This window comes from Alteromonas sp. KUL49 (assembly GCF_006538345.1).
Lineage (GTDB): Bacteria > Pseudomonadota > Gammaproteobacteria > Enterobacterales > Alteromonadaceae > Alteromonas.
Genome location: NZ_BJKL01000001.1, coordinates 394,584 through 419,260, shown reverse-complemented (window position 1 = coordinate 419,260; position 24,677 = coordinate 394,584). Strand labels below are relative to the sequence as shown.

The 24,677-nt window shown below is 44.0% G+C and carries 21 protein-coding genes; 4 read left to right on the top strand and 17 right to left on the bottom strand.

Annotated elements, in window-relative coordinates:
* Positions 1-28: 28 nt before the first annotated feature.
* The 9 genes from EYS00_RS01740 to EYS00_RS01700 form a co-directional block, all read right to left on the bottom strand.
* Positions 29-964, bottom strand: coding sequence for an alpha/beta hydrolase (locus EYS00_RS01740; protein WP_130634847.1), 936 nt, complete (start codon positions 962-964; stop codon positions 29-31).
* A gap of 78 nt (positions 965-1,042) precedes the next feature.
* The gene (locus tag EYS00_RS01735) at positions 1,043-1,258 is read right to left on the bottom strand and encodes a DUF2892 domain-containing protein (RefSeq protein WP_130634846.1); all 216 of its coding nucleotides are present in this window, start codon (positions 1,256-1,258) and stop codon (positions 1,043-1,045) included.
* Between the two features lie 14 nt (positions 1,259-1,272).
* Positions 1,273-2,607, bottom strand: coding sequence for a hypothetical protein (locus EYS00_RS01730; protein WP_130634845.1), 1,335 nt, complete (start codon positions 2,605-2,607; stop codon positions 1,273-1,275).
* A 14-nt stretch (positions 2,608-2,621) separates the two neighbouring features.
* Positions 2,622-3,446 carry an outer membrane lipoprotein-sorting protein gene (locus tag EYS00_RS01725; RefSeq protein WP_130634844.1) on the bottom strand — a complete coding sequence of 275 codons (825 nt, stop codon included), beginning with the start codon at positions 3,444-3,446 and terminating at the stop codon, positions 2,622-2,624.
* A gap of 9 nt (positions 3,447-3,455) precedes the next feature.
* Positions 3,456-5,996: an RND family transporter gene (locus tag EYS00_RS01720; protein ID WP_242618614.1), complete on the bottom strand. Its 2,541-nt coding sequence runs from the start codon at positions 5,994-5,996 to the stop codon at positions 3,456-3,458.
* A gap of 342 nt (positions 5,997-6,338) precedes the next feature.
* Entirely contained in the window at positions 6,339-6,761 is a 423-nt protein-coding gene (locus EYS00_RS01715; protein ID WP_130634842.1) for a hypothetical protein, read from the bottom strand.
* Between the two features lie 114 nt (positions 6,762-6,875).
* Positions 6,876-7,268, bottom strand: coding sequence for an alternative ribosome rescue aminoacyl-tRNA hydrolase ArfB (gene arfB, locus EYS00_RS01710; RefSeq protein WP_130634841.1), 393 nt, complete (start codon positions 7,266-7,268; stop codon positions 6,876-6,878).
* A 106-nt stretch (positions 7,269-7,374) separates the two neighbouring features.
* Entirely contained in the window at positions 7,375-9,426 is a 2,052-nt protein-coding gene (locus EYS00_RS01705; RefSeq protein WP_130635117.1) for a TonB-dependent receptor, read from the bottom strand.
* 201 nt (positions 9,427-9,627) lie between these two features.
* Entirely contained in the window at positions 9,628-10,617 is a 990-nt protein-coding gene (locus EYS00_RS01700) for a 5'-methylthioadenosine/S-adenosylhomocysteine nucleosidase (RefSeq protein ID WP_130634840.1), read from the bottom strand.
* 296 nt (positions 10,618-10,913) lie between these two features.
* Here EYS00_RS01700 and EYS00_RS01695 point away from each other — a divergent pair, with 296 nt between their 5' ends.
* Positions 10,914-11,798, top strand: coding sequence for a LysR family transcriptional regulator (locus EYS00_RS01695; protein WP_130634839.1), 885 nt, complete (start codon positions 10,914-10,916; stop codon positions 11,796-11,798).
* 84 nt (positions 11,799-11,882) lie between these two features.
* Here EYS00_RS01695 and EYS00_RS01690 read toward each other — a convergent pair whose 3' ends face one another.
* Entirely contained in the window at positions 11,883-13,775 is a 1,893-nt protein-coding gene (locus EYS00_RS01690) for an ATP-binding protein (RefSeq protein ID WP_130634838.1), read from the bottom strand.
* Positions 13,776-13,791: 16 nt separating this feature from the next.
* On the bottom strand, positions 13,792-14,805 hold the full coding sequence (locus tag EYS00_RS01685; RefSeq protein ID WP_130634837.1) for an ABC transporter substrate-binding protein: 1,014 nt from the start codon (positions 14,803-14,805) through the stop codon (positions 13,792-13,794).
* A 241-nt stretch (positions 14,806-15,046) separates the two neighbouring features.
* On the opposite strand from EYS00_RS01685, the gene EYS00_RS01680 reads away from it, so the two are divergent.
* The gene (locus EYS00_RS01680) at positions 15,047-16,078 is read left to right on the top strand and encodes a phospholipase A (protein WP_130634836.1); all 1,032 of its coding nucleotides are present in this window, start codon (positions 15,047-15,049) and stop codon (positions 16,076-16,078) included.
* A gap of 69 nt (positions 16,079-16,147) precedes the next feature.
* Here EYS00_RS01680 and EYS00_RS21145 read toward each other — a convergent pair whose 3' ends face one another.
* The 6 genes from EYS00_RS21145 to EYS00_RS01660 form a co-directional block, all read right to left on the bottom strand.
* The gene (locus EYS00_RS21145) at positions 16,148-16,426 is read right to left on the bottom strand and encodes a hypothetical protein (protein WP_307723729.1); all 279 of its coding nucleotides are present in this window, start codon (positions 16,424-16,426) and stop codon (positions 16,148-16,150) included.
* Complete coding sequence (locus EYS00_RS21140; RefSeq protein WP_307723728.1) at positions 16,416-16,682, bottom strand: serine hydrolase; 267 nt, start codon at positions 16,680-16,682, stop codon at positions 16,416-16,418. The genes EYS00_RS21145 and EYS00_RS21140 overlap by 11 nt, the downstream gene beginning before the upstream one ends.
* A 10-nt stretch (positions 16,683-16,692) precedes the next feature.
* Positions 16,693-17,415 carry a serine hydrolase gene (locus EYS00_RS21135; protein WP_307723727.1) on the bottom strand — a complete coding sequence of 241 codons (723 nt, stop codon included), beginning with the start codon at positions 17,413-17,415 and terminating at the stop codon, positions 16,693-16,695.
* A gap of 315 nt (positions 17,416-17,730) precedes the next feature.
* Entirely contained in the window at positions 17,731-18,558 is an 828-nt protein-coding gene (locus EYS00_RS01670) for a nitrate- and nitrite sensing domain-containing protein (protein WP_130634835.1), read from the bottom strand.
* Between the two features lie 26 nt (positions 18,559-18,584).
* The gene (locus tag EYS00_RS01665; protein WP_130634834.1) at positions 18,585-19,706 is read right to left on the bottom strand and encodes a methyl-accepting chemotaxis protein; all 1,122 of its coding nucleotides are present in this window, start codon (positions 19,704-19,706) and stop codon (positions 18,585-18,587) included.
* A 254-nt stretch (positions 19,707-19,960) separates the two neighbouring features.
* Positions 19,961-22,765, bottom strand: a complete 2,805-nt coding sequence (locus EYS00_RS01660; RefSeq protein WP_165399282.1) for a trypsin-like peptidase domain-containing protein — start codon at positions 22,763-22,765, stop codon at positions 19,961-19,963.
* Between the two features lie 247 nt (positions 22,766-23,012).
* Here EYS00_RS01660 and EYS00_RS01655 point away from each other — a divergent pair, with 247 nt between their 5' ends.
* Both EYS00_RS01655 and EYS00_RS01650 read left to right on the top strand, forming a co-directional pair.
* Entirely contained in the window at positions 23,013-23,894 is an 882-nt protein-coding gene (locus tag EYS00_RS01655) for an ABC transporter substrate-binding protein (protein WP_141252462.1), read from the top strand.
* A gap of 122 nt (positions 23,895-24,016) precedes the next feature.
* Positions 24,017-24,652 carry an OB-fold-containig protein gene (locus tag EYS00_RS01650; RefSeq protein WP_130634831.1) on the top strand — a complete coding sequence of 212 codons (636 nt, stop codon included), beginning with the start codon at positions 24,017-24,019 and terminating at the stop codon, positions 24,650-24,652.
* The last annotated feature ends 25 nt before the right edge of the window (positions 24,653-24,677 follow it).

Here is a 24,677-nt window from a genome sequence, read left to right as displayed (position 1 = left end):
TACGTAACGGCAAAACTAAAATTTACAATCATTTGGGGGCTGTAGCGAATAAAAACTCCAGTGGAATGTGGAGTCTAGCTGCCCAGGCTTCTTCGGTATGCGCAGCGCCTTCAAAGCGTTTAGATGCCCATTGCGCTTTGGGAAAGTCTCGTGCGATGAATACCTCATCTACTTTTGCTTGTAATGGCGGGTAAAGGGCATCTAGGGTTTCAGTGCCAAAATCAAAGTAGATTTTTTGATAAGTGAGCGTTTCAAGTTTACTGTCGATATAGTCATTAAATGCTTGAGGGATGGGATTGCCATTAACCTCAAAGCTTCCAGGCCAATGGGTAGATAAACAGGCGGCTCCCTTAAACTCTGTGGGATACTCTAGCAAGCCATACATGGAGATCAGGCCTCCCATACTTGAACCAAGTAAGTAGGATTCCTCAGATTTAACAGGGTAGTTCTGCTGAATGTATGGCTTTAACTCTTCCACCAAGAACTTAAGGTAACGATCTGAATACACCTCAGCAGCGAACAAAGGTTGGGTTTCACTGCGCTGTAACTCATACTGCTGAGCTTGCTGAGATTCACTAAGGGATTCAAAAGGTTTTTGCGGAAAGTATTCACTGTGACGGTTGACCCCACCGTTGAACACCCCAACCACAATAAATGGACGAACTTTACCCGCAGATATTAACTCACCCGCAACTTCGTCCACCCGCCACTCTTGACCATTCCATGTAGTACTGGCATCAAATAGCATTTGCCCGTCGTGCATATAAAGCACTGCATAAGAATTTGAGGGATCGTAACTAGGCGGCAACCACACATCCACGCTTCGCGCTGGAATATATTTTGATTCAAACGCATCAACACGCTCTACACTGCCCGTCGACACCTGGGGAGGCTCGCTGGCAAATACACCAGATACCACTCCCATTGTAACTAGCCACACCCATTTGATGATTTTATTCTTCATACCAACGTGCCCTTATACTAGCGAACGTTCATTGTGCTAAATGTTCAGCCTAGGCTTGATTGGTTAATGAAACAAGGGCTATTTTATCAATCCAAGTTCACGCTCACTTTTCAATCCACAAACGTGTTTGAAGAACAAGGTGGCTGGGCAAAAGCCAGTGAAACTCTGTTGAAACAAATTGGCACCAACAAATACCGTAAACCATACAAAGTTTGGGTGAACCCACAGTGTAAGCAGTACTGAAAGTAACACCATAAAACCTGCAAAGGCGGTCAACGCACGTTCTTGAGACATAACGACAACTCCCATTAAAAATAATAACGATAAGACGCATAGGCATTGGTGGCGTCTTTAAACTGGGAAAAGAATGTATGTGATTCTTCTCCCCAGAACATATTGCCACCCACAGCTAACTGCCAGGTATCGGTGGGTGAATAAGACACGCTAAACTTAGCGTAGCCATCTGAATCGGTGGGCGAATAGAAGACAAAAGCATTGGTTTGCCAGCGTTGTTGCATACCTAGCCAAGTCACACGCGTAGTGACCCAATGGCGAACTTTTTCTTGCTCATATTCTGGAAACGGACTATTGGCAACCAATGCGCTGTAATCATGTTGCCACTCGGCATACCACTGCACCGCACCGGTAACATTCATAGATAACTCTTGTTGATAGCCAATAAGCGTTCTTGAATGTGTGTTGGGAACCATTGGGTCCTCTCCGGTAACATCCTCTCGGCTGTCATAGTAGGCGTATTCTATGTTCCCCAATCCTCGTCCCACGGGTGCAGACACACTCGCACCGTACACATTGAGCCTCGCGTACCTTGGGTCACCATTGTCGTCCATTGCCAAGGGTTGTTTCGTGTAACCTCGATACCCAAAAAGGGCGACTTCATAACTACCTAACGACCTGTGTAGACGTATAGCCACTTCTCCATCATCTGGCCTGTTATATACTTTCACCCTAAGTTCTGGCGCGATGTTTTGCTCAAGCAGTGGGCTGTAGAAAGAAAAACTATCGCCGGTAATACTGATATCGGGTTCAAACTCTGGCATAAGCACCAGATCGATATTAAAAGTATCAAAATACCCAGAAAATTTTGCCGCCAAGGATGGCGCTTTGAGGTAAGCATCTGCCCTTCCAGCAAAAAACGACTGATAGTCCTTTGGGAAGAGGTCGTTCAAAAATACATAGTCGCCTGTGCCCCATGTGAGCACTTGTTGGCCTAGCTTGGCATCCCATGAACTCCCCCATTCACCCAATGAAGATAGGCTCCCCTGCCATGCTAATTCTCGCAGCTGGGCTCGGGTTTGTTCGCGTACACCATCAATCCAAACATCCCCTTTAAACACAAATGAGGACTCAGATAAAAGGTATTCTGTTTCTAGATGAAGGCGAAGGTCTCGCAGTGTTTTTCTGGTAGGGGTAGCACTGTCGTCTTGCAAACGAAGACCTGCATCCACGCTGAGAAAACCACTCACATCACTGAAACCAAGATCATCTTCAAGCGTTTCATCATCCCAAGCGATAAACTCATCATCTGGCCATATATCTTGTTCTTGAGAGTATGCGGGCAACACCAATAGACCAACAACAACCATAATAAGCAGAGTTGTTAGCTTGGCAGTTTTTTGATGCAAGGGTAACGCATTCATCAGTTTAACAGTGCTCTTGGTGGCACACGCAAACTACGTTCAGTAAACAAATCGCTAGGAAGCGTTAAGTTGTACTCTACGCCACGAAACTCCATCAAGGTATAGCCACCGGTTACAAGGTCAGACACCTTACTTCTAACTACTGTGTGAAAACCTTGAATAGCTTCCACCGCCAGTGCCTCAACACGTCGGTAATTGGCGTCATTCTCGTTAAAGAAATCAATAGTGGTAGGAACAAAAGTACGCTTATCGATACTCACAATATAGTAAGCAAACTCAACCGTTTGCACGTATTTTGGTACGGCTTTTAGGACATAATGCGTAGGGGTCTCTTCTACGATTGCAAATGTGTCTTCCTCAATAGAACGTCCAGACACGTCTTCATAGAAAAAGTGAGAGCCCACAAATGATGTTCGCTTGTCACCAGCAGCAATACGCTTCACCAAATCAAGCGCCGGAAGATACAACCAGCGATTGTCGTCAGTGTTTAAGTCGCTGTACTTTTCTACGCGAAAGACCATGCCTTTGACTTCAGACGGGCGTGAAAAGAATACCAACATATCTTGATCGCCAGACTCGAGTCCCGAAGCATCAGTGCGATCTTGTCTGAATATCGTGAACTGGCGCATTTGTTTACGCCCTTGGCTATCAACAATCATCATGCGTGCTTTAGAGCGTCCATTATCTCCGGCATAGTAAGCGGCTTGTTCAGCTTTTTCGATAATATCTATCGCACTCAGCCCTGCTTCGGATTGTGAAGCAGTCAACAGTGTAGATACCATCATTAACCCAATACCTACTAGTGCGTTTAACGATCTATTCATGATGGGCTCCTAAAATACTCTAGACTTAAGCAAAGTCAGTAGACTTGGTAAAACAAGTAACGTAACTAACGCGGAAATTGCCATGATACTGGCCAAAAATATGCCTACCGTTACGTAAGGCATTAAGGGCGCGAAAAGCAGTGGAGTAAATCCGAAAGCAACCACAAGAGCATTGCGGGAAATCGCACTGGCCGGCTCTTCGAACAGCGCATTTAAGGTAGCTTTAACACTGTTTGTTACTTGATGAAGCGCTTTTGCACGAGCTAAAAAGTGGATAGCAAAATCCACGGATAAGCCCAATGTTAGCGCACTTAATACGGCTATAGGCATATCGTAATCTTTGCCCACAATACCTATCATGCCGTAAATAAAAACAATGGTAATGGTCAGTGGCAACATAGCTAACACACCGTAAATCACCGAGCGGAACAACAGGACCATCATAATAAAAACAATAACAAAAGCGCTAAGTAAGCTTTCCATCATGCCCTCTACCATGTTCTGCTGCCACACCACGTTCAGGTAAGCCTTGCCTGCCCACGAATAGCTTATGTTTTCAGGTAACGGATACATCTTGAAGTAATCGTCAACTAATCCAATAACGCGGGTCATGTCTTGATTGTCACCACTGGTTAGCTGTAACCATACCAATGCTTTTTTGTAGTCTGGCGTCACGAAATGCCATAAATCGTGGGGGCGATGTGAAGACTGAAATTGCATCAACGTCTGTGCTACCCCTGCTTGCGTCGAGGGAATAACATAATCTTGGTCATCACCCGAGCGAAGCTCTCGATTGACTACTTTTACTACGTCACTCACTGACTGACTTTTGCCTACCAATGAAGTGCCATCCAAATACCTTTGCAGTGCATCTATTTGATTCATCACTTCAGGTTGCTGAAAAACGAGTTGAGTAGACTGTATTGCTTCTAGAGAGCTATATACATGCTCTAATGCGTATAGGTCACTGCTCGAACTTGCTTCGAAAATGGCATCATCAACAGCAGATAGCGCAAGGTCCAGTCTATCCTCCATAGGTGCCCCAGAGAGCGAATGGATAAGACTGTTTTTCCATACAGCCAGATCATCCGAGAGCGTTAGCTGGGAAAAAACGGTAGATAATTCTGGCCCTCGTTGGGTACTTTCCAACACAAGATAACCATTGTAAGTGCCTGCAAACTCTTGATTTAGCGCGTGGTCTGCTCGTCGTATTTCATGATCTGATTTGAACCATCGCACTGGGTTGTCATTAATTGAAATGTGTGTGATTCCCCATGCTGAAATCAAGGTTAGCAGAGCGAAAAAAGCTAAAACAACACTGCGATAATTTAAAGCCACATGTTTTATTTTGCCAATACTAAGGTGCATCAAGCGAATTGTGCCTTTTGGCTTGGTATGAACTGCTTGTTGCAGTGCAACTAAGGATGAGTCAGACATGCGGGAAATATACGCGGGAACAAACAGTAAGGTAAAAAGAAACGCTAAAAGGATGCCACTTCCAATAAATGCACCAAAAACCTGGACTGGAGGAATAGGTGTCAACATCAATGAGAAAAAACCAGCAGCTGATGTCAATGACGTATAAAACATTGGTGTGAAAAGATGCTTAACAACTTCCGTGATAGTGTCGCTGGCATTCTGACCAGACTTATATCTATCTGTAAACTCAGACAATATGTGAACGGAATCTACAACGGCTATTGGCATAAGAAAAATGGCAATCATTGATGACATGATGTGCACCGTGAAACCACAGCCAATCAGCGCTCCCATGGTGACTATGACAGTGGCCATGGCAACCACCATGGGGGCTATCACTAATGTCCAGTTTCTGAAGAAGCTATACAAGAGTAAGAAAATCATCATGCCCGCAGCAGGCGCTGCCAAGCCCATTTGAATAAACATTTCCACACCGAATTGGTCCTCGGCTACAGGCAGTCCAGTAATGTGCCACTCCCCCACCAATGACCGCTCTGCAATAAATTCGCGAATTGACTCTGCGATCCTGTAACTTTCATTTTTATCTTCAATGGGAATATATATTGCTGCCGCCTTGCCCGATTCAGCAGCAAGCGTGTTGTAAAGCATGGGTAGACGTTGTACTGCGGACCAGATAGCAGATGCATCATCAGTGTTCGATGGAGGAGAGTGCATCAACCAAGAAAAAACGAGTTCCCCATTTTCTCCCTGAGAAATATTGTCTACTGTAGAAAAAGACATGAGGTCATGGGCAATGACACTCGGTAGGTCAATTGCATAACGACTTACCTCATGTATCGCTTTTAATACCTCAGGGGTATAAACGCCTTGTGCACTATCGCCCGCTATTACCCCGACAACTATAACGTCGTGCATGGAAAAGTCTGACTTAACTTGATTGTGATGCACTCGTGCAGAGTGATCACTAGGCAGCATATTTTCAGGATCGGTATCAATTTCAATGGCACCGAACTGAACTGCTGAGAGAAGGGTAATTGCCAACAGTAAGCCATAAACCCACAGACTACGCTGGGTACTTAGCCAAAGTAGCTTTTTCTGCAAAAAGTTCATACTCACTCCCATATAAGACAAATCTAATATTAGATTAAACTAATATATTTATCAACACTAATATCGAGTACCTAGAGTAAACTTATTAAGTCATGAAAATAGAAAAGTGTAGGCGTAGCAATGGAAAAGGAAGATTTCCAATCTATTAGGTATGAAAAATATAACTGGTTATTATTTAAACGACGGAAGTTTTTTCAAATTGGTTTATATTTATACACATCTAAGGCAACAAGTGTGTGACTCCCTTAGTGTGTGTAAATGTGTTTTCCAAGTAATGTTGTGGTTGATTCGGGGGCTAGGTTAGCCCCCATTTTTTTGCGCGAAATTTTTATCTGCCCAAAACTAGGGTTGAGCTATTACATTACCGCCCACACCGTAAATGGTGGTGAGGGTAAAATCTCCACTCGTCACAACTCCTGAAGTTGAAGTTCTCGTCGGCAATAATTCTGCGCTTATCGCATTTTCCGCACCAAATATTGTTTGTGGTACCAAGTGGGGTACGCTGACCAATTCAGACGACATTTCATTTTCTGTAGGCGCAGACAAGCCCACGAATTTTCCGTGCGACGTCATTGGTGCAAAAATTGTTGTTGAATTGACTACAGTATTACTATCGAGATCAGTAATTCCACTGTCCGTTGAAGAATTACTTGTTTGTTGCACACTTGAATTTGGTACAACTTCGTTTGCCTCTGGTGGATTTAACCCAACAGAAATGGCAATAGCGATAAACAACACCGTAGGAATAGCATTTGAACGAGTCATGTTTTTCGCTTCCCTGATTATTGGTAAAAAGATAAAAACTTCACCATATCGATGTATTTTCATCCGAATGGTCAATATCTTTCTAGCAGTATTTATACTTTAGGCGAAAGGGCATCAAATATCTACTCTTTTCCTCAACGATTTCCTCTCACTTTGGCGCTTTTTAGCATCAGATCGACGTACTTTCGTTGCTCGACTCAAGCGAGTCGGGCGTCGGGTCTTGTTTACTTTAGTTGAAGATTCTATCCAACGAGTCAGTCGCTCCATCGCGTCTTCTTTATTCAGCGCCAACGTTCTGTATTGCTGCGCTTTTAGCACAAAAACACCGCCACTGGTAATTCGGCTATCTCGTGTTGCGAGCAACCGCGCTTTCACCGACTCTGGCAGCGAGGACGCTGGTATATCGAACCTGAGATGTACAGCAGAGCTCACTTTATTGACGTTTTGACCACCCGCGCCCTGGGCTCTGATCGCGGTCATGACTACATCATCAGGATTTAATTGCATTAGAAGAACACTCTTACACCCGGTGCATAGCGAAAAGGACACAATATACCGCCTCTCGCTAAGACCTTATGTATTTTTAATCAAACTTATGTCTATTTTATGACGACTAATACCTATAGGTAACACTCGCCATAAAATTGCGTGGTCGTCCCGGGAAATATCTGTCGCCGGTAAAATTAGTATAATCAGCTCTCTCCGCATAATCAGTATCTAACAGATTGTTTATACGAAGATTAACTATCCAATCATCGCCAAGCATGTGTGCTAAGCGCAAATGCACCAAATCGTGTCCATCGTAACGCGCTGTATTTTCAGCATTGGTATAATATGAAGACACGTGCTGCCACTCTAGCTCAGCATGGCTATTCGCTGTCACTTGGTATTGCAGTCGCGTATTAAACTGAGTTTTTGGCGCGGTATCCATATCGTTGCCCCGAATATCAGTATCACCCAAGACTTGAGAGTGCTGATAGGTATGCTCGGCTAACGTACCCGCAAACTGTAGCCGCCAATCCGCCGAAATCTGATAATCAAAGGATAACTCGACTCCCTTGTGCAGGGTTTCTCCGCCGTTAATATTGAAAAAGTCGCTATCGCGATAAATCACATTCTCCTTTAGCAGTCGATAAATAGCTAATGTGTAATCAATATTTGATAAACGACCATCAACTCCAATTTCGATGTTGTTGCCTGTGACCGTATCGAGTTCTGTCACTTGTTGCTCTCGCTGCAATCGATAGAGTTCACTTGCTTGCGGAGCTCGATAGCCCCTAGATACCCGCGCAAACCAATGAGTACCTTCAGATGTTATATAGCCTAATGAAATTTTTGGACTAAACGCATTAAAGCTATTTTTACCACTCTCTGGACGAGAGTAGCGACAGCCACCAAATCCACACTCAGTACCGTCCTCTCTTGTTCGTCCTGAGAGCATATTGTTGGTGTAATCATAGGTAATTCGCTCGTAGCGCCCGCCCAAGTCTAGCTGCCATGGTCCCTGGGTCCACTGTAAGGCAAAAAACGGCGCAATCATATTTACATCAACATCATAATCGTAGTGTTTGCCAGAGGGTACAGTCTCTACCAGAAAAGCAGAGCCCAGCGTAGCACCCTCTTGATACTGTAGCAGGCTACCTTTTGAATACTCGGCATCGATCCCCCAATCAAAAACAGTATTGTGACTCATCTCGACCCTAAATTGGCTGAGCAATCCACCGCCCGATTGTGAATTTTCTTCAAACGGCGTACCCGGTAAAAAATGCATTCTAAATGTCATGTCTTGATCGCGAATATAGGGCGTTAGTGATAAAAACTTATCGTCAGATACTTGCCACTCAAGTCGCGACCACAGGCGAAAACTGCTCGCATCGCGAAACGCTAGTGGGTCGAAATTTTGCTGCGCAATTTGTCTGTCTTTGTAACTGTCTTTTCCCGTAATGTAGCCAGCCGTATCTTGATTCAGATTGGTGTAAGACAACCCGGTTGTAACAAGCATGTCACTACCAGAATAGCGATGGCGCACATTAACTTTTTGCTGATCAACGCCTTCTCCGTCGCGATAGCCGGTATCTCGCGTTAGGCTCGTATTAATGCCTACACCAGTATCGCCATAGTCCTTTCCAGCGCGAAGCTTTGCTCTATGGTATCCATAAGAGCCGTAGTCGATACCTAGCAAACCGCCATCAACTGTCGTATCAGGTGTAATAACGTTGATAACACCGTGAATGGCATTAGCACCAAAAAGAACTGACGCAGGTCCTTTGACAACCTCAATACGCTCTGCCATCTCACTATGGGCCTCGAACAACTCATTGATATTACACAAGCCAGCAGCTTTCAAAGGTATACCGTCTTCAGCAGATAAAATCCCGCCACAAGCGCTTGCCCCTGTAAGCACAGGTGAGCGAAGCGCAGGCAAATATTCTTGACCATTTCCCCGTTGAACACCTGCACCGGCGACATAATTGAGCAAGCTTTGAGTGTGACTGGGTGCGACGAATTGAATCGTCTCCTCATCAACTTGTACAAGATTATCTCTTAAACGCGCAGTGTCATTACTCAGCCGAGATGTTGTAACTACCACATTTTCGATAGATTCAAGGTTTGTTTCGTCGATAGATTGAGCTGATACCATTGAACTACCCACAAAACACAGCATCAAGATGAACGAAGACGGAGTAACATCAAACTTCACAAAGGATTCCTTTTACACACTTTTAATAGTCAGTCGGCGCTATAGTAAACTGTTAACACTCGACCCTGAAAGCAGTAATCAAAAAAAGTTAATACTGTGCCAAAAAACAAAAAGACCAAGGTTACAGTGAAAACCTTGGTCTTTCTTTCAAGCTATTTATGTCGACTACTTAGCGAGTTCGTCCAATAAAGCGAACAAGACTTCAGCGCCAATACGCGATACTTCTTTATCGTACTTATTTTCAACATTGACGCCTTCTTGCCCGCCCGCTAAGTCACTAATTGCACGCACTATGACCCAATCAACCTCGTTGATTGTGCATACCTGACCAATAGCAGCTGATTCCATTTCAGTGACTTCAGCGTTAAAAACATCTCTTGTCCATTGACGATAATCTCTATTATCTAGGAACACAGACCCAGTAACTCCGTTTCCTCCTACGAAGAGTTTGGCATCTCGCTCGTCAAGCACTCTCTGGGTAGGCATGGTGCTTATTGCTCTAGATGCCGCTTCCAATAAACTAGTTGTCGCCGAAAAATACGAAGTATCTTCAGGCTTATCCATACCAGATTTGATAATTAACACTTCATCAGGATGAATAAATTTAAACGGCTTATAGTGAGGTGTATGAGGATCTAATGCTCTGCGAGCTTCTTGTTCTGATAAAAACGTTTGATAGTAATCAGGCAAGATGTACGAACCAGGGTTATTTGGGTCTTCGTTGCTGTACACACTTTCATCATGGTAGTACCAGCGGGCTGGAACGATAACATCTCCAGGGTGCCACTCAGGGTTGATAGCACCTGCTATTCCCATATACACCACTTGTTTTACCGGGAAGTAGTCTAAAGCCATCTGCATAGTCATCGCAGCGTTGGCAATACTCATTCCAGTGGCAAAAACAACGATAGGTTCGTCATTGTAAGTACCCAATCGATACTTAACTCCCTTAAACTCAAGGGTAGTGTGGATAGCAGCGTCTGGATCCGAGTCTATACGGGCTAAAATCCCTTCCATTTCCGGCTCATAAGCGACAACAACCGCGGTTAAACCCTCACCCGAAAATTGTTGAGGCCCATAATTTGGTTGTGTTGAAACACAACCTGATAACGCGATGATGCAAACCGCAGAAAACAAGATAAGCGCTTTTCTCATTATTATTGATCCTAAATTGGTCGCATAGCTTTGTAGGCAATGCGCATGACAGAGGAAACGTTACGTTAGCATATTTTAATCAATAGGATAGGGAGCAATGCCTCTGTGCGCCCATCAAAACTTGGAATTGCGATTTTTGTCCTTGTCCCATCCTCAAAATACGATATAACGGTGCAATATAGACTAAGGTATAATGCCCATAGTATTTAAAGGACGAAAGCTAGCATTGTACCAAATGTAGAAATTAGCGATTACCTTTGAAATATTCGATGGTGGTGTTGGTATAGGCGGTACAAATGAATATTAAATTACTCCGTTCACTCCAAGTATTTATTGAAGTTGCAGACAGCGGGAGCATGAGTGTAGCGGCGCGTAACTTACAGATGACGGTGTCGGCAATCAGCCAGCAATTAAGAAAGCTCGAAAACGATATCGGTTTGAGCCTTTTTAACCGCAATACTCGCAATTTGAGTCTCACCGAAGCAGGGCACATCTATTACGATACGAGTAAGAGCATGCTGTCTACCGCACTCATTGCTCAGGATAAGATAGCATCATTGCAAGACGCACCTTCAGGTCGAATAAACATTGTTGCGCCTGAAGGGTTTGGCGGCGGTTTATTGAGTCAACCCATTCAAAAACTGGTAAGTGATTTCCCTCAAGTCAATGTATCTTTGACCCTTACTGATGAGTCTACCGATATCATTAGTTCAGGTGCGGACCTATTGCTGTGTTTTGCACCAATGTCTGATAGTAATTTCAGTAGTTTGAAGTTAGCAACGTGGAAGCAGATCCTGTGCGTTGCTACTGATCACCCTCTAGCCGATGCGGACCACACAGACCCTCGAGTACTGCAATCCCATACTTACATCGCTCACCGTCACATTGATGATTATCAGATGAAGAAGGACAAACAAGAAGACGTTTCACTGACTTCGGCTCGCATCGACGTAAACTCAATGCAAACTATGATTCAGCTCACACAAGACGGACTGGGTTACGCTGTGTTACCTGAGCCAGAGGTCCGTCATTTACTTGCTAACAAACAGATGTGTCATTTGTTTCCGTCCTGGTCACTACCCGACTACACGGTATACGCCGTAACACCGAAAAGTGACAGAGTACCCGCCAAAACTAGAGCGGCGGTGTCGTACCTACAAGACTGGTTTTCATCTATCTAACCTGTTTTCACCTAATAAGTTTGGTTTTATGTATCGCTGAGCGTCGAGTATTTTGCAGTTAGCTAAATACTCGTTGTTTTGGAGTTAGTGAAGCGTAACGAGTAAACTTTTGCGCAATGCTTCAAGAGTGACTGGCTTTGTAACTACGTCATTCATGCCTGCTTGGATGAACACTTGATGTCGTTCGGTGAAGGCTTCTGCGGTTAAACCGATGATTGGGACACTAGCGCTGTTGTTTTTAGCTGCTCTTATACGTTGAGTCGCCTCTACCCCATCCATTACTGGCATATGAATATCCATAAAGACGGCGTCGTAGGCATTTGATTCTACTTTAATTGACGCTTCCAATCCGTTCTCTGCCGTATCTACATGACACCCTAATTGCTCGAGCAAGGCTTGAGCCACCACAGCATTTATCGCATTGTCCTCAGCCAACAAAACCCTGAGCCCTGATGATAATTGTGCTTCACTGGCATCAAATTCTTGTAGCTGCTCTTGTTGCTGTTCGTCGGCACTGCGCACTTTCACTTGCACATTCACCGTAAAGCAAGACCCTTCACCTTCGCGACTAACAACCTTGATGTCGCCCCCCAAAAGTTGTGCAAGCTCTTTTGCAATTGATAACCCCAAACCCGTTCCACCGTAGCGGCGAGAAATAGATGTATCAGATTGCATAAATTTTTCGAAGATATGTTGTAGACGCTCAGGGGCAATACCTATACCCGTATCTTTGACTGCCACTACCAGTTGAGGGTTTTCAGTTTCTCTTCCTTTCAGCTTTGCAGAGACGGTTACCGTACCCTCACGGGTAAACTTGATCGCATTACTGGTGAGGTTGATGACTATTTGACGGAGCTTAGTGATATCTGACGTGATCACTACATTACCTAAATCGCGACTGCGGTACTCTAAACGCGTGTTGTTAGCGCTGGCATTAGTACCTAGTAAGGTCACCAGATCTCTTAGCATGTCATCGGGATTGAACTCGGTAAGATCCATTTCCGTTCGACCCGACTCAATCTTAGATAAGTCCAGTACATCATTGATAACTTGCGCTAGGATTCCCGCAGAGGTTTTCAAATCAGTAGCGTATTGCTTTTGTTTTTCATCCAGAGGGGTTTCTAACAACAGTGTTGCAAGTCCTTGAATACCATTAAGAGGCGTTCTAATTTCATGACTCATTACGGCCAAGAAGTCGGTTTTGGCCTTGCTAGCAGATTGTGCTTTAGTGACATAATCTGCAATATCTGCTGACATCACCTCTACATCTCGGGCTAACTCACCAAGTTCATCGTGTTCTTGTACAGAGATAGACACTTGAGATTTTTCTTCTGCAATATGGCCGGTCGCTTGTTTTATTTTGCTCACAGGTTTGAGAACAAAGTGATGAATTACCCGCCCCAATAGAAAACTCACTAGTATTAATGACAATAAGGTGACTAGTAACGCAGTCCAGGTGATTTTTACCAATGAGCGCTCTAGTGCATTAGTGGGTTGTGAAATGGTCAATTTCCAATTCCAAGGCGCAAAACTAGTACATGCGAAGAGCACCTTTTCACCGTTGAGCTCTGCTTCTCCAAAAGCTACCTTGTAACTATTAACACTAACGATACTCGCGTTATCCGTAGGGGGACGACTCCATGTTTCCTGGGTTGAGAAGAGAATTTCATTAGATGAAGCATTTGTCACTGTGTAGTGTTTACCTGTCGATCTGTGCAGCAACTTGAGTTCGTCAAACACCTCATTTTGATAGGCGTCTCGAAAAACAGGCACATTCTCTAACCCTGAATTTACCAACAGAAAGTGTCTCTCGTTCACTAATTCCATGAAAGTGAGAGACAGAGTTTGCGTTAGCAACTGGTATTCTTTTTCTCGAACTGACTCATAAGCAGTAAGGTAGGACCAATATCCCGTAGTCGTCATGCCTATAAATAGAATGGGTACGAAAGTGGCGAGTAGTTTGAACTTAATCTTCATTCCTAGAAAACACCCTTTATTGATAAACGTGATGTTTTGCCAGCTTGAGGTACGCTGACGGAATTGGAATATTCAAAGTAATCGCTGTCGATATATTGACCGCCATAGTGTATTTGTCCATTCGTTTCACTGGAATACTGTTTGGACTTTCTCCCTGAAGAATTCGCTTTGCGGTATTCGCCGCTGTTTGTCCAATGCTCTCTGCATCTGATACTACTCCCATAAGAGCACCTTGTTGTACCGATGTGATATTTTCACCAAAAATAGGTAGTAATGAGGTTTTTGCATAGATTGCCTCAACTAATCCCTCTGCCTGAGACAAAGGGCCAGTAGATAACCAGTATCCGTCCAATGCTTGAGCACGCTCAGCTAATTGATTAACGATATCTGTACTCATATGCGATAACGCATTATCGCCTGTTAAGAATGGCGTGCTTACATTGATGAATTCAACATTGGGATAGGCGGTATCTAAGGCGAGTAGTTCTCGCGCAAGGTTACGTGATGAGGGATAACTCGAGTGAACCAGGGCAATTTTTACTGGTTTGGTAATATCAGAGGCGGATAGCAAGCCGTCGAGCATATCAAGTTTTACACTGGCCGCCAGAACATGAGATTGGCCGGTGATATTTTTAGCTGACGTTTGCTCGAATGCATTGACAACTCCCTCACCAATGGGATCGGCAACCGTCATAAACAACATGGGGGTGGTGCCCGTATCTGAATGATTAAATGCGGCACTGGTAGCTAATGTGGCGACGGTAACAAGAAGATCTATGTTCTCATTCGCTATCACTCGTGTGACTAGTTCGGCGGCTTTTTCGAATGAGCCCTCTGCATTCACTGTGACGAACTCAAAATCATCTTCGGGCATTATTCGGTCTAACTCTTTAATAAACGCATCCCGTGAACCTTCCACAATAGGTAAGCTCACAGTATCAACAATCCCTATTCGATAAACTTCTGCGTGTGTCACGCTATGAAAACTGCAAGCTACGAGAGTTAGCAGAGCGCCTAATATTCGCTTCATTGATTAGTTCCAGGACAAATGCAGTGACAAAATCTCACCACCCAATAATAGTGTGAATAAGATCGTTTGACTACAGGAACAACAAAGTATCATTAGTCGTTAAAAACTGTGGGTATTTCATTGTTTTACAGATGGGAAGTTAAGCAACGCGCAAAACACAGTTAGTTTATTTTTGTTTAGGGTGTATAGTTTTAACACTGTGTTTAACTTTACGCGTTATCCGTAGGAAAAGGGATTTGAAATGAAGCGCATAACCTACCAGGCAATAATCGTCAGCTTATTATTGTCTGCACCTGTAGCAGCAAATGATGACACTCAAGCGTGCCTCAACGCGCTGTTTGCAACTGGTGACGACAGCTTAACACTCGCCGAAATGCGCGAGATGTGTAAACCAGAAACCTTGATTGAAGAAGAGGTTGCTAAGATCGAGCGCGCGGCCCCTGAGGGTGCTCCTCTCGAAATGGGTAGTATTTCAAGACGTATTATTGGCGAGCGTCAGGCTGAGAGAAACCCTTACGTACTCACACCACACAAGATGAATTATATCTTGCCGGTAATGTCCACAAACGGCATTAATACCGATGCATATAGTTCATTTGAAGGCTACGAAGAGAACCTCGCTGATGTTGAAGCTAAGTTCCAGCTAAGCCTCAAAGTACCGCTGTACGACAAGAGCTTATTTATAGAAGGCGATGGTTTATATCTGGGTTTTACTCTAGAAGCGTGGTGGCAAATATATTCCGAAAATCTATCAAAGCCGTTTCGTGAAACAAATTATCAACCTGAGGTTTTTTATATTGCACCACTGGAATGGCACCCCTTTGGAGGTAACACCGGCTTTGTTGTTGGTATAGAGCATCAATCCAACGGACGTGGCACTTTATTGTCGAGAAGCTGGAATCGAGTTTACGGGCACTTGTTGTTCGAAAAAGACGCCTTTGCTCTATCAATCAAGCCTTGGGTTCGACTATCTGAGGATGAAAAGGAGTTTGAATTCGACCCCGACGGGGACGACAACCCAGATATTGAAGATTTTATGGGCAACTTTGAGCTGGGTATGGTTTATCAATGGGAAAATCTGGAGTTCACTTTTGGTGGCCGCAGAAATTTCAGTACAAAAAATGGCGCTGCTGAGCTAGGTATTACCTTCCCGCTGTGGGGTAAGCTTCGGGGCTATGCCGTTGCATTTAATGGCTACGGTGAGAGTTTAATTGATTACAATCACAAACAAACGCGTTTTGGCATAGGTGTGACATTAAATAATACACTTTAAGAACGAAAAGGAATAAAAAAGGGACGTTTACCACACTGGCGAACGTCCCTTTTACTTTTGGGCAAGCTGCTACTCGATAACAGCTTGGTAAGTCAGGTTACGCAGGTCATCGTGATAACGATGAAAGCCGATAGGAACAAATTGTGCCATGCCCAAAATAATGAGATTTTCGACCGGGTCGATTCGCATATATGTTGACGCCATACCTCCCCAGCCGAAATTACCTGTTGAGGCCATAAAAGGGGTTTGTTCAATATCTACCGTTACAGACACCCCCAAGCCATAGCCTTCTCCTGGTGCCGTGGCTTCATAGGGAACCAGTTCACTTGGCAGATGATTAGTCCGCATATACTCGACGGTTTTCGGACCTAGAATTCGATTGCCCTCTAACTCGCCACCATTCAAGAGCATTTGTGCAAAAACGCAGATAATCAGACATAGTCGATACCAAGCCACCCCCACCATTCTGGCTGACGGGATCAACAGAGTAATCACCGAGAGGTTCATTCTCCATCCATACGGTTTTTCCCGTTTGGTCTGGCGTATACACCTCTGCAAATCTATCCATCTTTTCCGCAGGTACATAGAAGGCAGTGTCATGCATTGCCAAAGGCTCAAAAACTATTCTCCTGCATGTACTCGCCTAACTTTTTACCTGAGAGGCGCTCCACCAGAAATCCTAAGACATCAATGTTCACGCCGTATTGCCAGGCGGTTCCTGGTTGGTGACTCAAAGGTAGTGTTGCCAGACGCTTGAGTACATCATCTGACGTCATAGATCCCATAAGAGGAACGCTTTCGCGATATAACTTATCTACCTCACTGTCTGTAAACCCATAGCTAAAGCCTGCGGTATGAAGAAACAGATCAATAATACGAATCGGTTGCTCAGCATCTTCAAGCTCCATATTTTCGCCGCTGCCACTCACATACACTTTTAAGTTAGCTAGCTCAGGCAAATACCAAGCAATAGGATCGGCCATGTGAAACTTACCTTGCTCCCACAATGTCAGTGCTGCGACTGCTGTAATAGGCTTAGTCATGGAGTAAATGCGGAAGATGGTGTCTTTTTCCATAGGGAGTTGTTGCTCAATGTTTCGCTTTCCCTGAACTTCAAAATGAGCGATTTTCCCGTTTCGAGCAATTAGGGTAGACATACCCGCTAACTTGCCACTATCAATATAACTCTGCATCGCCGGCGCTATGCGCTCTAGACGATCAGAAGACAAGCCAACTGCTTCTGGTGATACATCTTCGATGGCCGCATTTGCAAATAACGGCATCACTGACAAAGCAAAAAGGTATTTGCGAAAAACGGAGCTTTTAAAGCGCGTCATACCGAGGTTCCTGTGTTGAATAATTCCATAATTACAAGCGTCTAGCATATCTTGTATGCACAAACACTCCCATGACAATTAATGATTAGGGATGATAAGCAAAGTCAATAAGGTATAGCAGAAAGGAGAGGCTTAGACCTAACAGTTAGGCAAAAGAAAGGGGGCTAAAAAGCCCCCGAAAGAAAACACATTTAACAAAGAAAACACACTTTCACACAGTAAAGCCACCACACATTAACGACCTTACATATACTCTGACGACACAAAAGTGAGTTAGTTCAAAAAAGTTTTAAATAAATATAAAAAAATTACGTTCTAGCTTTTAGCAGCTAAAGAAGCCATCTCAACTTTGATTATCTTATTCATTGCATCCATGGTCTTACTCGCCATTTCAAAGTAATCATTACTCGACAATTCGACCTTTCCATGTCGGATAAATTCACTGTTGATGGTGGAGACTAGATTCTCACACGCTATCTTCGCGCCCGTTACATCAAATCGGCTGCCAGAGTAATGTCCAGACGCTGAAAGTCGTCTGAACACAGCCACAGATAGCTCATCTATTTTTTGTTTTAGATAACCTAGTTTCACCCTATCTATCTGTGAACTTTCGCCCTTAACGGTAACGGCCACACCTATTGCCCGAGCCTGCCCAACAAACTCGACACACATTGGCATTTCACGCCAAAGCATATTAGTCGCATCCGCAGACTTACCTCTAGCCAGCGTGAGCGTTTGAGTATCGGCGAGGTCTTCCAACAAATATAGCAGGTTTTCTATAAGCGATTTGTGAGCACTAAAACTCTCTGGAGGAGTCATAGTTTCGCACTCTCTTTCCAATGCAGGCCAAGCTTTTTCAAATGCTTTCCATCGATGCATTTCAACTAGCGTCTCACTTTGTAAAAGCGACTGGCGAAGTGTAGTAACCTCTCTGCGAATATCTTTTAGTGTGTTGAGTACACTTTTATTACCTTGAAGATAGTTGGCTGTCATCCCTCGGTGCTTTTGCACAAAGCCGATCAAACGGTGCAAGCTCGTTAAACTCGTTACGGTTTCAACCTGTAAACGTTTGAGCCTCGACTTACGGGAAAAAAACAAAATAATGCCAACGATTGCCAGTACACCATAGAGTCCATAAATCATAACTGTTCTCCTAAAAATACCCTCTACTACGCAGAAATAGCGCGTAAGTAATTGGCAACCTCGTTGGTTTCATTGGCAATTGATGCATTAGCCGCTGCTCTGCCCGCCACTTTTTCGATGCTATTGGATATTTCAGCAGTGGCTTGTTGTTGCTGTTCGGTATTCGTCGAGATTTCCATGATTTGCTGCTGCACTTGTTCAGACTCTTGATGAATACCCTCAAGTAATCCGGTCGCAGACATCGCCCGCTCGTGACAATCATTTGCGTGTTCAATCACCATGTTCAAACTCGAAATGACGTGTTGTCGCTGTTCATTGACTGAGTTAATACTTGAACCAATAGTCTCTGCACATGTGCGGCTATCATCTGCGAGCTTTCTCACTTCATCGGCAACTACCGCAAATCCACGGCCCGCGTCACCTGCACGAGCGGCTTCAATGGAGGCATTTAAAGCAAGTAAGTTGGTTTGTTCAGCAATGCTTTGAATTGACGCCGTAAGTGTCAACATTTCATCTGAATATCGACCAAGCACACCCATGGCTTGTTGGGTTTGCTCAACGTCTTTGTACACCACCTCAAACTCTTTCGACAAATCGATGATAGTACGACTACCTGCCTGGGCATTATTTTTCGCAGTTATCGCATTTTGGTTAACCCGCTGAATATTACTCACCACTTGCTCTAACGACACTGTCATTTCAGAGATGGCTGCTGCAGTAACTGTTGTTGCCTCGGATTGATGAGTGACATTTTCTGACACCTGCGCAGCAGATTGAATCACTTGCTCTGAGGAAAAGCCGATTTCAGAGGCCTTCTCTTCTAGCTTATTGAGCAAACGAGATTGGGATTTTATGTAGTTGTATACAGAAGGCAGTTCTAGCGCAATGAACGATGTAGATTTAGGGAATAGAGCAAGATTATCACCTTCAACAAGCGTTGCGATCTCCCGTTCGTAGTCTCGAATCCCACCTATGATGGTGATTACGTAACTTATTATCAGATAGGCAAATAATAAGACTAGCGAGAAATGCGGAGACAAGAGCTGGCACGCAAGGGTTACTAGACATACAGCCAGCAGTAAATATGATCCTTGACGCAATCCGAAGTGCTTTATCAAGAACTGACTTGGAAATGTAAATATAGTCATGGTAATCCTCTACCAATCACACTGATATACAGTAAGTAGTAATATTACTACCACAAATTTAACAAAGAAAACAAACGGTTATCATCTAACAGATGAATAAACGCTATAAAGAAGATGAATATTGGAACAAAATCAGGGGCAACAGTGGGGACTCTACTGTTGTTGACGCCGCATCTATCTGCACTACACCTTATAAAGTGTAGTGCAGACGGTGGAATTATCACCTTTAAAGTATGAAAAAAATTACAAAAAATTTAAAGCTCGACCGGATAGTTGATCTTACGCCATTCTCCATTGTCGTACTTCATCTCATAAAACGGCCAATAGCGATAATCTAACTTCATTGTCTTGACCATTGGCTTGTTATTCAAGTCGAGTAACTTCAATGTAATAGCTTCGCGGTGATCTCGGTTTTTTACCAAGGCGATAAAATCATCCAAACTATTCACCGCCTGACCGTCAATCTCTACTATGCGATTTGTGGCGTAAATACTAAATCGCTCTGCTGGAGAGCCGAACTGATAGCTCGCACTATAAACACCGTCATTAGCAATACCGCGCTGAAGCATAGCCATTCTATGCGGTTCGTGCAGACGCATTCCAGACCAATAAAGTACGCGATCAATATCAATCCCAGTGAGTGCAGAAGTCGCCACTTCCACAGAGTGAACTTCACGCTCCCTTAGCACAGATACGATGACCGTCGGCTTCTGTGAAAGCTGTTCAATAGCTCGGAAGGTTGATACAGGCACGTCATCAACGGCAAGAACAACATCACCTCGGCGAATACCTGACACTCCATCCTCTTGGTAAGGCGCGTTTACCACATAAACGACTTTTTGGTTGTCTTTGTCGCTTTCGAGAATCCTATTTAACCAGTGGTCGGGAATGCCTAATTGAATCGCTTCATAGGGAGCGATATAGGTCATCGTTAAATCTAAACTATATAGTGGTGCTTGTGTTTCAGCGAGCGCAATGGTTTCTCGAATCAAGTCGGCGGGAATACCCGCAGCACTGTAAGAAGAGCCGCTTCCTTCTTCTTCTGCATGTTTAAATGAGGACCAAAGACCAATGACTTCCTCCCGCTCGTTAACTATCGCTCCCTCAATATCGTAATTGGCATCAACTATATGGATAACATCAATATTTTGATCAATGTATTGTGGTACGTTAAAGCGGTTGAGCCATAACTCATAAGTCGTTTCGATATAAGTTTCTCTCGTTTCAAATCGGCCGTCGTAATCCAGACCGACTTGAATAATTTGTGCTCCTATTTCCACAGGTTTATCACTGATGACGGCTTCTGCAATGTAGTCTGAGTCTATTTCTTCCACTGGGTAGCTCACTATCGCTAGGTTGTGCAGTGGGTGTATAAAAACCACTTTTCCTTCGACTTTGAGGCGATTGTTAAAAATAACTTCTACATCACCTAAAATGCTAGACACAGATGACTTATCAACAATAACCCAGCCTTTTTCTTTGTCGATAATGAGTCCCGTGCCTGACGCATGACCAACACCAGACGTGCCCTGAGTAGCAAATGGTCTGAAGAACTGCACTTTTACCAGTGATTTTGCAATTTCCCACTCTTCATCGAATGAAAACTTTATTTGGTGAGGCTCTGTTACCTCTGCGGCTAAAGCTTGACTCGTGTCATCAAGAAATTCACAGGTCCACAAACCGTCTTCATCATTCTTCCGACATTCTCGTTGTGCAAACCACTTATCGTCTTTTCTTACCGAAGCAGAGTGTGTTTGCTTTGGATCTCTCAACGAAAAGTAGCGAATGCTCATTTCGCTTCCTTCAGGCTTTTTCGCCAACTCCGCTTGAAAGTCTTCAACAGAATTGAGTGTCACCCCATCTAAACTCACTATTAACGTACCCGATCCGATTCCCGCTTTTGAAAATTCAGAGGAGGAATTAGCGACATAGACCCCTGCGACAGGACGGTTAAAGTGTCGTGCCTGCTGATAGGAAAGTGTATGGAACGTGCTGTCGTCAAACTGGAATAACTTGACCGGATTAAAGCTAATTAAATCATCCACGGCAATGACGCCTTGCAACACTTCAGAGTGACGAAGCACAGTTACATCAATGTTGCCACCCACGTTACTTCCAAGAAAGGTCTCGTAAGTGAGAAAGTCTGTGATCTTGTCATTGTTAACCGTTAGGAGAATATCTCCGACTTCTAAGAATTCACTGGCAGGTGAGCGGGGAATAATACTGTCAACGACCAACATACCTGATGCGCTAGGCTTAGCGCTTCGATATTCATTTGCTTGTTCATCGGATAAGCCCAAGCGCTTCAGTTCTGAAAATGGTGTATGGCTGAAAGTGGTTTGAATTGTTCCCCTAGCTACAGATTCATTGTTCTGAATACGGGTTAATGCCTCTACAATTTGCTCAAGAGGCAAGTAAAAAGCGGTTGATGAGTTTCTTCGGCTACCTGCGTTTAACGCAACAACATCACCATCAATATTCACTACTGGAGAACCAGATGACCCTCCTGTTGAGGCGGTAGTCGCTTGAATATAAAACGTATTAAAGTCGTTATATCCGCTCGCTCCGTAATTTGGCGCATTTCTGTCTAAGCGAGAAATGGTACCATCGAGAATAGACAGCTTTTGTCCGGCATCATTACCCACAATTCGTATTTCCTGTCCCACCTTAATGCCGTCAGGGTTTAGCGTGAGCTCGTAAGGATTGATATTTTGCAGTGTCTCTGGCTTGTATGAGAAAAAGCCAAAATCATGTACTGGGTCGAAATAGAGTGGAACCAGCTCTACTTCCTCGTTATTAGAAAAAATAGCAACTGATGTGGCTGGTCCTGGCGTCACAACGTGCCGGTTAGTGAGAATAATTCCGCGCTCAGCATCGACGACAAAACCCGTTGCTTGACTAGAGGCATTTCGTTTTCCATCAAAGTAAACCGGAGTATCAAATTGTATGTTGACGATACCTGTGGAGATTCTATCGAGGGTGTCGTTCCACGTTTTTGTCTCATTAGTACATGACATCAGACATACGGAGAACACGATAAATAGGGTTCGAATGCTCAAGTTTTTCATTCCTTTTTTAGCTTTGCCCAAATCACTTTGAGTCAACAAATAGTGCACTACGTCAGTATTCACCATGGAGTCATGTCAGACAATTGATTTTACTCTTTATTTCTTAAATTTTAGCAATCTTGACGGTGGATTTTATTTAGGGCTTCACGTGATAAACCACAACCTACATCAACCAAATCAGAGCAAAATTGTAAAGACAATCTATACTTAACCTCAGGATCAATTGGGGCAGTTACCAATGTTAAAGGGTGTTAAAACGAGTCTTTACCTCTGTGTTTTATTGATTTCATTCACAAGTATCAGCCAAGAAACCAACATCGCAACCGTAAAGGTACTCAGCAGTAATGCAAATCAACAAGACAGCGTTGATTATTTCAAATTGGTATTGATACATGCGCTGAATGTCACTGAAGAAAAATACGGCCCCTATCAGCTCGAAAACGTCGATTTACCCTATTCCCAAGAACGGTCACTATCTTTTCTCGATGACCCCAACGGTTTAGATGTCATGCATACTATGACAAATCAATCACGCGAAGAACGATACATAGCGATAAAAGTGCCGCTGCTTAAAGGCCTAATGGGTCATCGCCGATTGCTGACCAATGTATCAAATGTAGGGCGACTCAACAGCGTAAAAAACCTTGATGAATTACGCTCCTACATCGCCTGTCAGGGCACTCACTGGCCCGACTCAGATATACTTGAATACAACGAGATGATTGTGGCGCGGGTACTCAAGTTCGAGGCCATGTTCGATATGGTTTCTCGAGGGCGCTGTGATTATTTCCCTCGCGCCATCCAGGAAATAACACCAGAGTTTGAAGCCTTCAGAAAAGACCATCCAAACCTGGCCATTGTTCCTGATGTTATGTTGCAATACCGCTCTCCCACCTATTTTTTTGTGGGGAAACGCAACCTGGCGCTCGCGCAACGATTATCCGAGGGCTTGTCAACGCTAGCAGAAAGCGGTCAGCTAGACGAGCTAATCAAGCAAAGTCCCATCGGCAAAGGCGTATTCCCACTTTCGCAATGGCAAAATACTCGCATTATTCGACTGGATACTCCTACAGCACTTGGTACCGAGAACCCGAATTATTGGTTTGATGTTGGTCTGTAAACTAACGTATCAGATGGCTTGTTAATTTTTTGAAACGTAAATTGCTTTGACAATATTACCGCTCAATTATAATGTTTACAGCCAGCTATTAGGAAATAGGACGTTTCGGTCGTTAGCGCATTATGGACATATTACTACGCGAGCTTTTTAGCTTCCCCCTAATTGTATATACCTTTCCACTACTGATCATTGTGCCTTTTTGGCTTATTGCCGCACTCGGAATGATTGATTTGGAGATCCTCGACGTTGGCGATGGCGACATTGACGCCGACGGAGAGTCCTTCTTTGGTGACTGGCTTAACAAGCTTGGTCTTGACGGCGTTCCACTTACCGTTGCTATTACCTTTTTGGATGTGTATGGCTTAGCGTTTACCTACGTGGGTAAGAAGTTTTTTAACTCCTTTTTAGACCCGATTCTCACTGCCACGGCAGCGGGTGCAACAATAGCTTTAGTCTCGCTACTGCTTGCCATTCCAGCTTCGGCTATTTGTATCAAACCGCTCAGGCGCTTTTTTGCTACTCACGAAGGTGTACGCAAAGACAGCCTGATTGGCACTGTGTGCACAGTTACAACAGGCTCGGTAACAGATACCTTTGGCCAAGCCACTACCGACGACGGTATGGTACTGACCATACGCGCCACACTTCCCAATGAAATATCAAAAGGTACCCGAGTGGTGCTGTTAGAGTATCAACCAGAAAACGACTGGTACTCAGTGGTAACGCATGAAGAACTTATGCGTTCATCATCAATTTAATAAATCACTTAGTTAACAGGAGTCT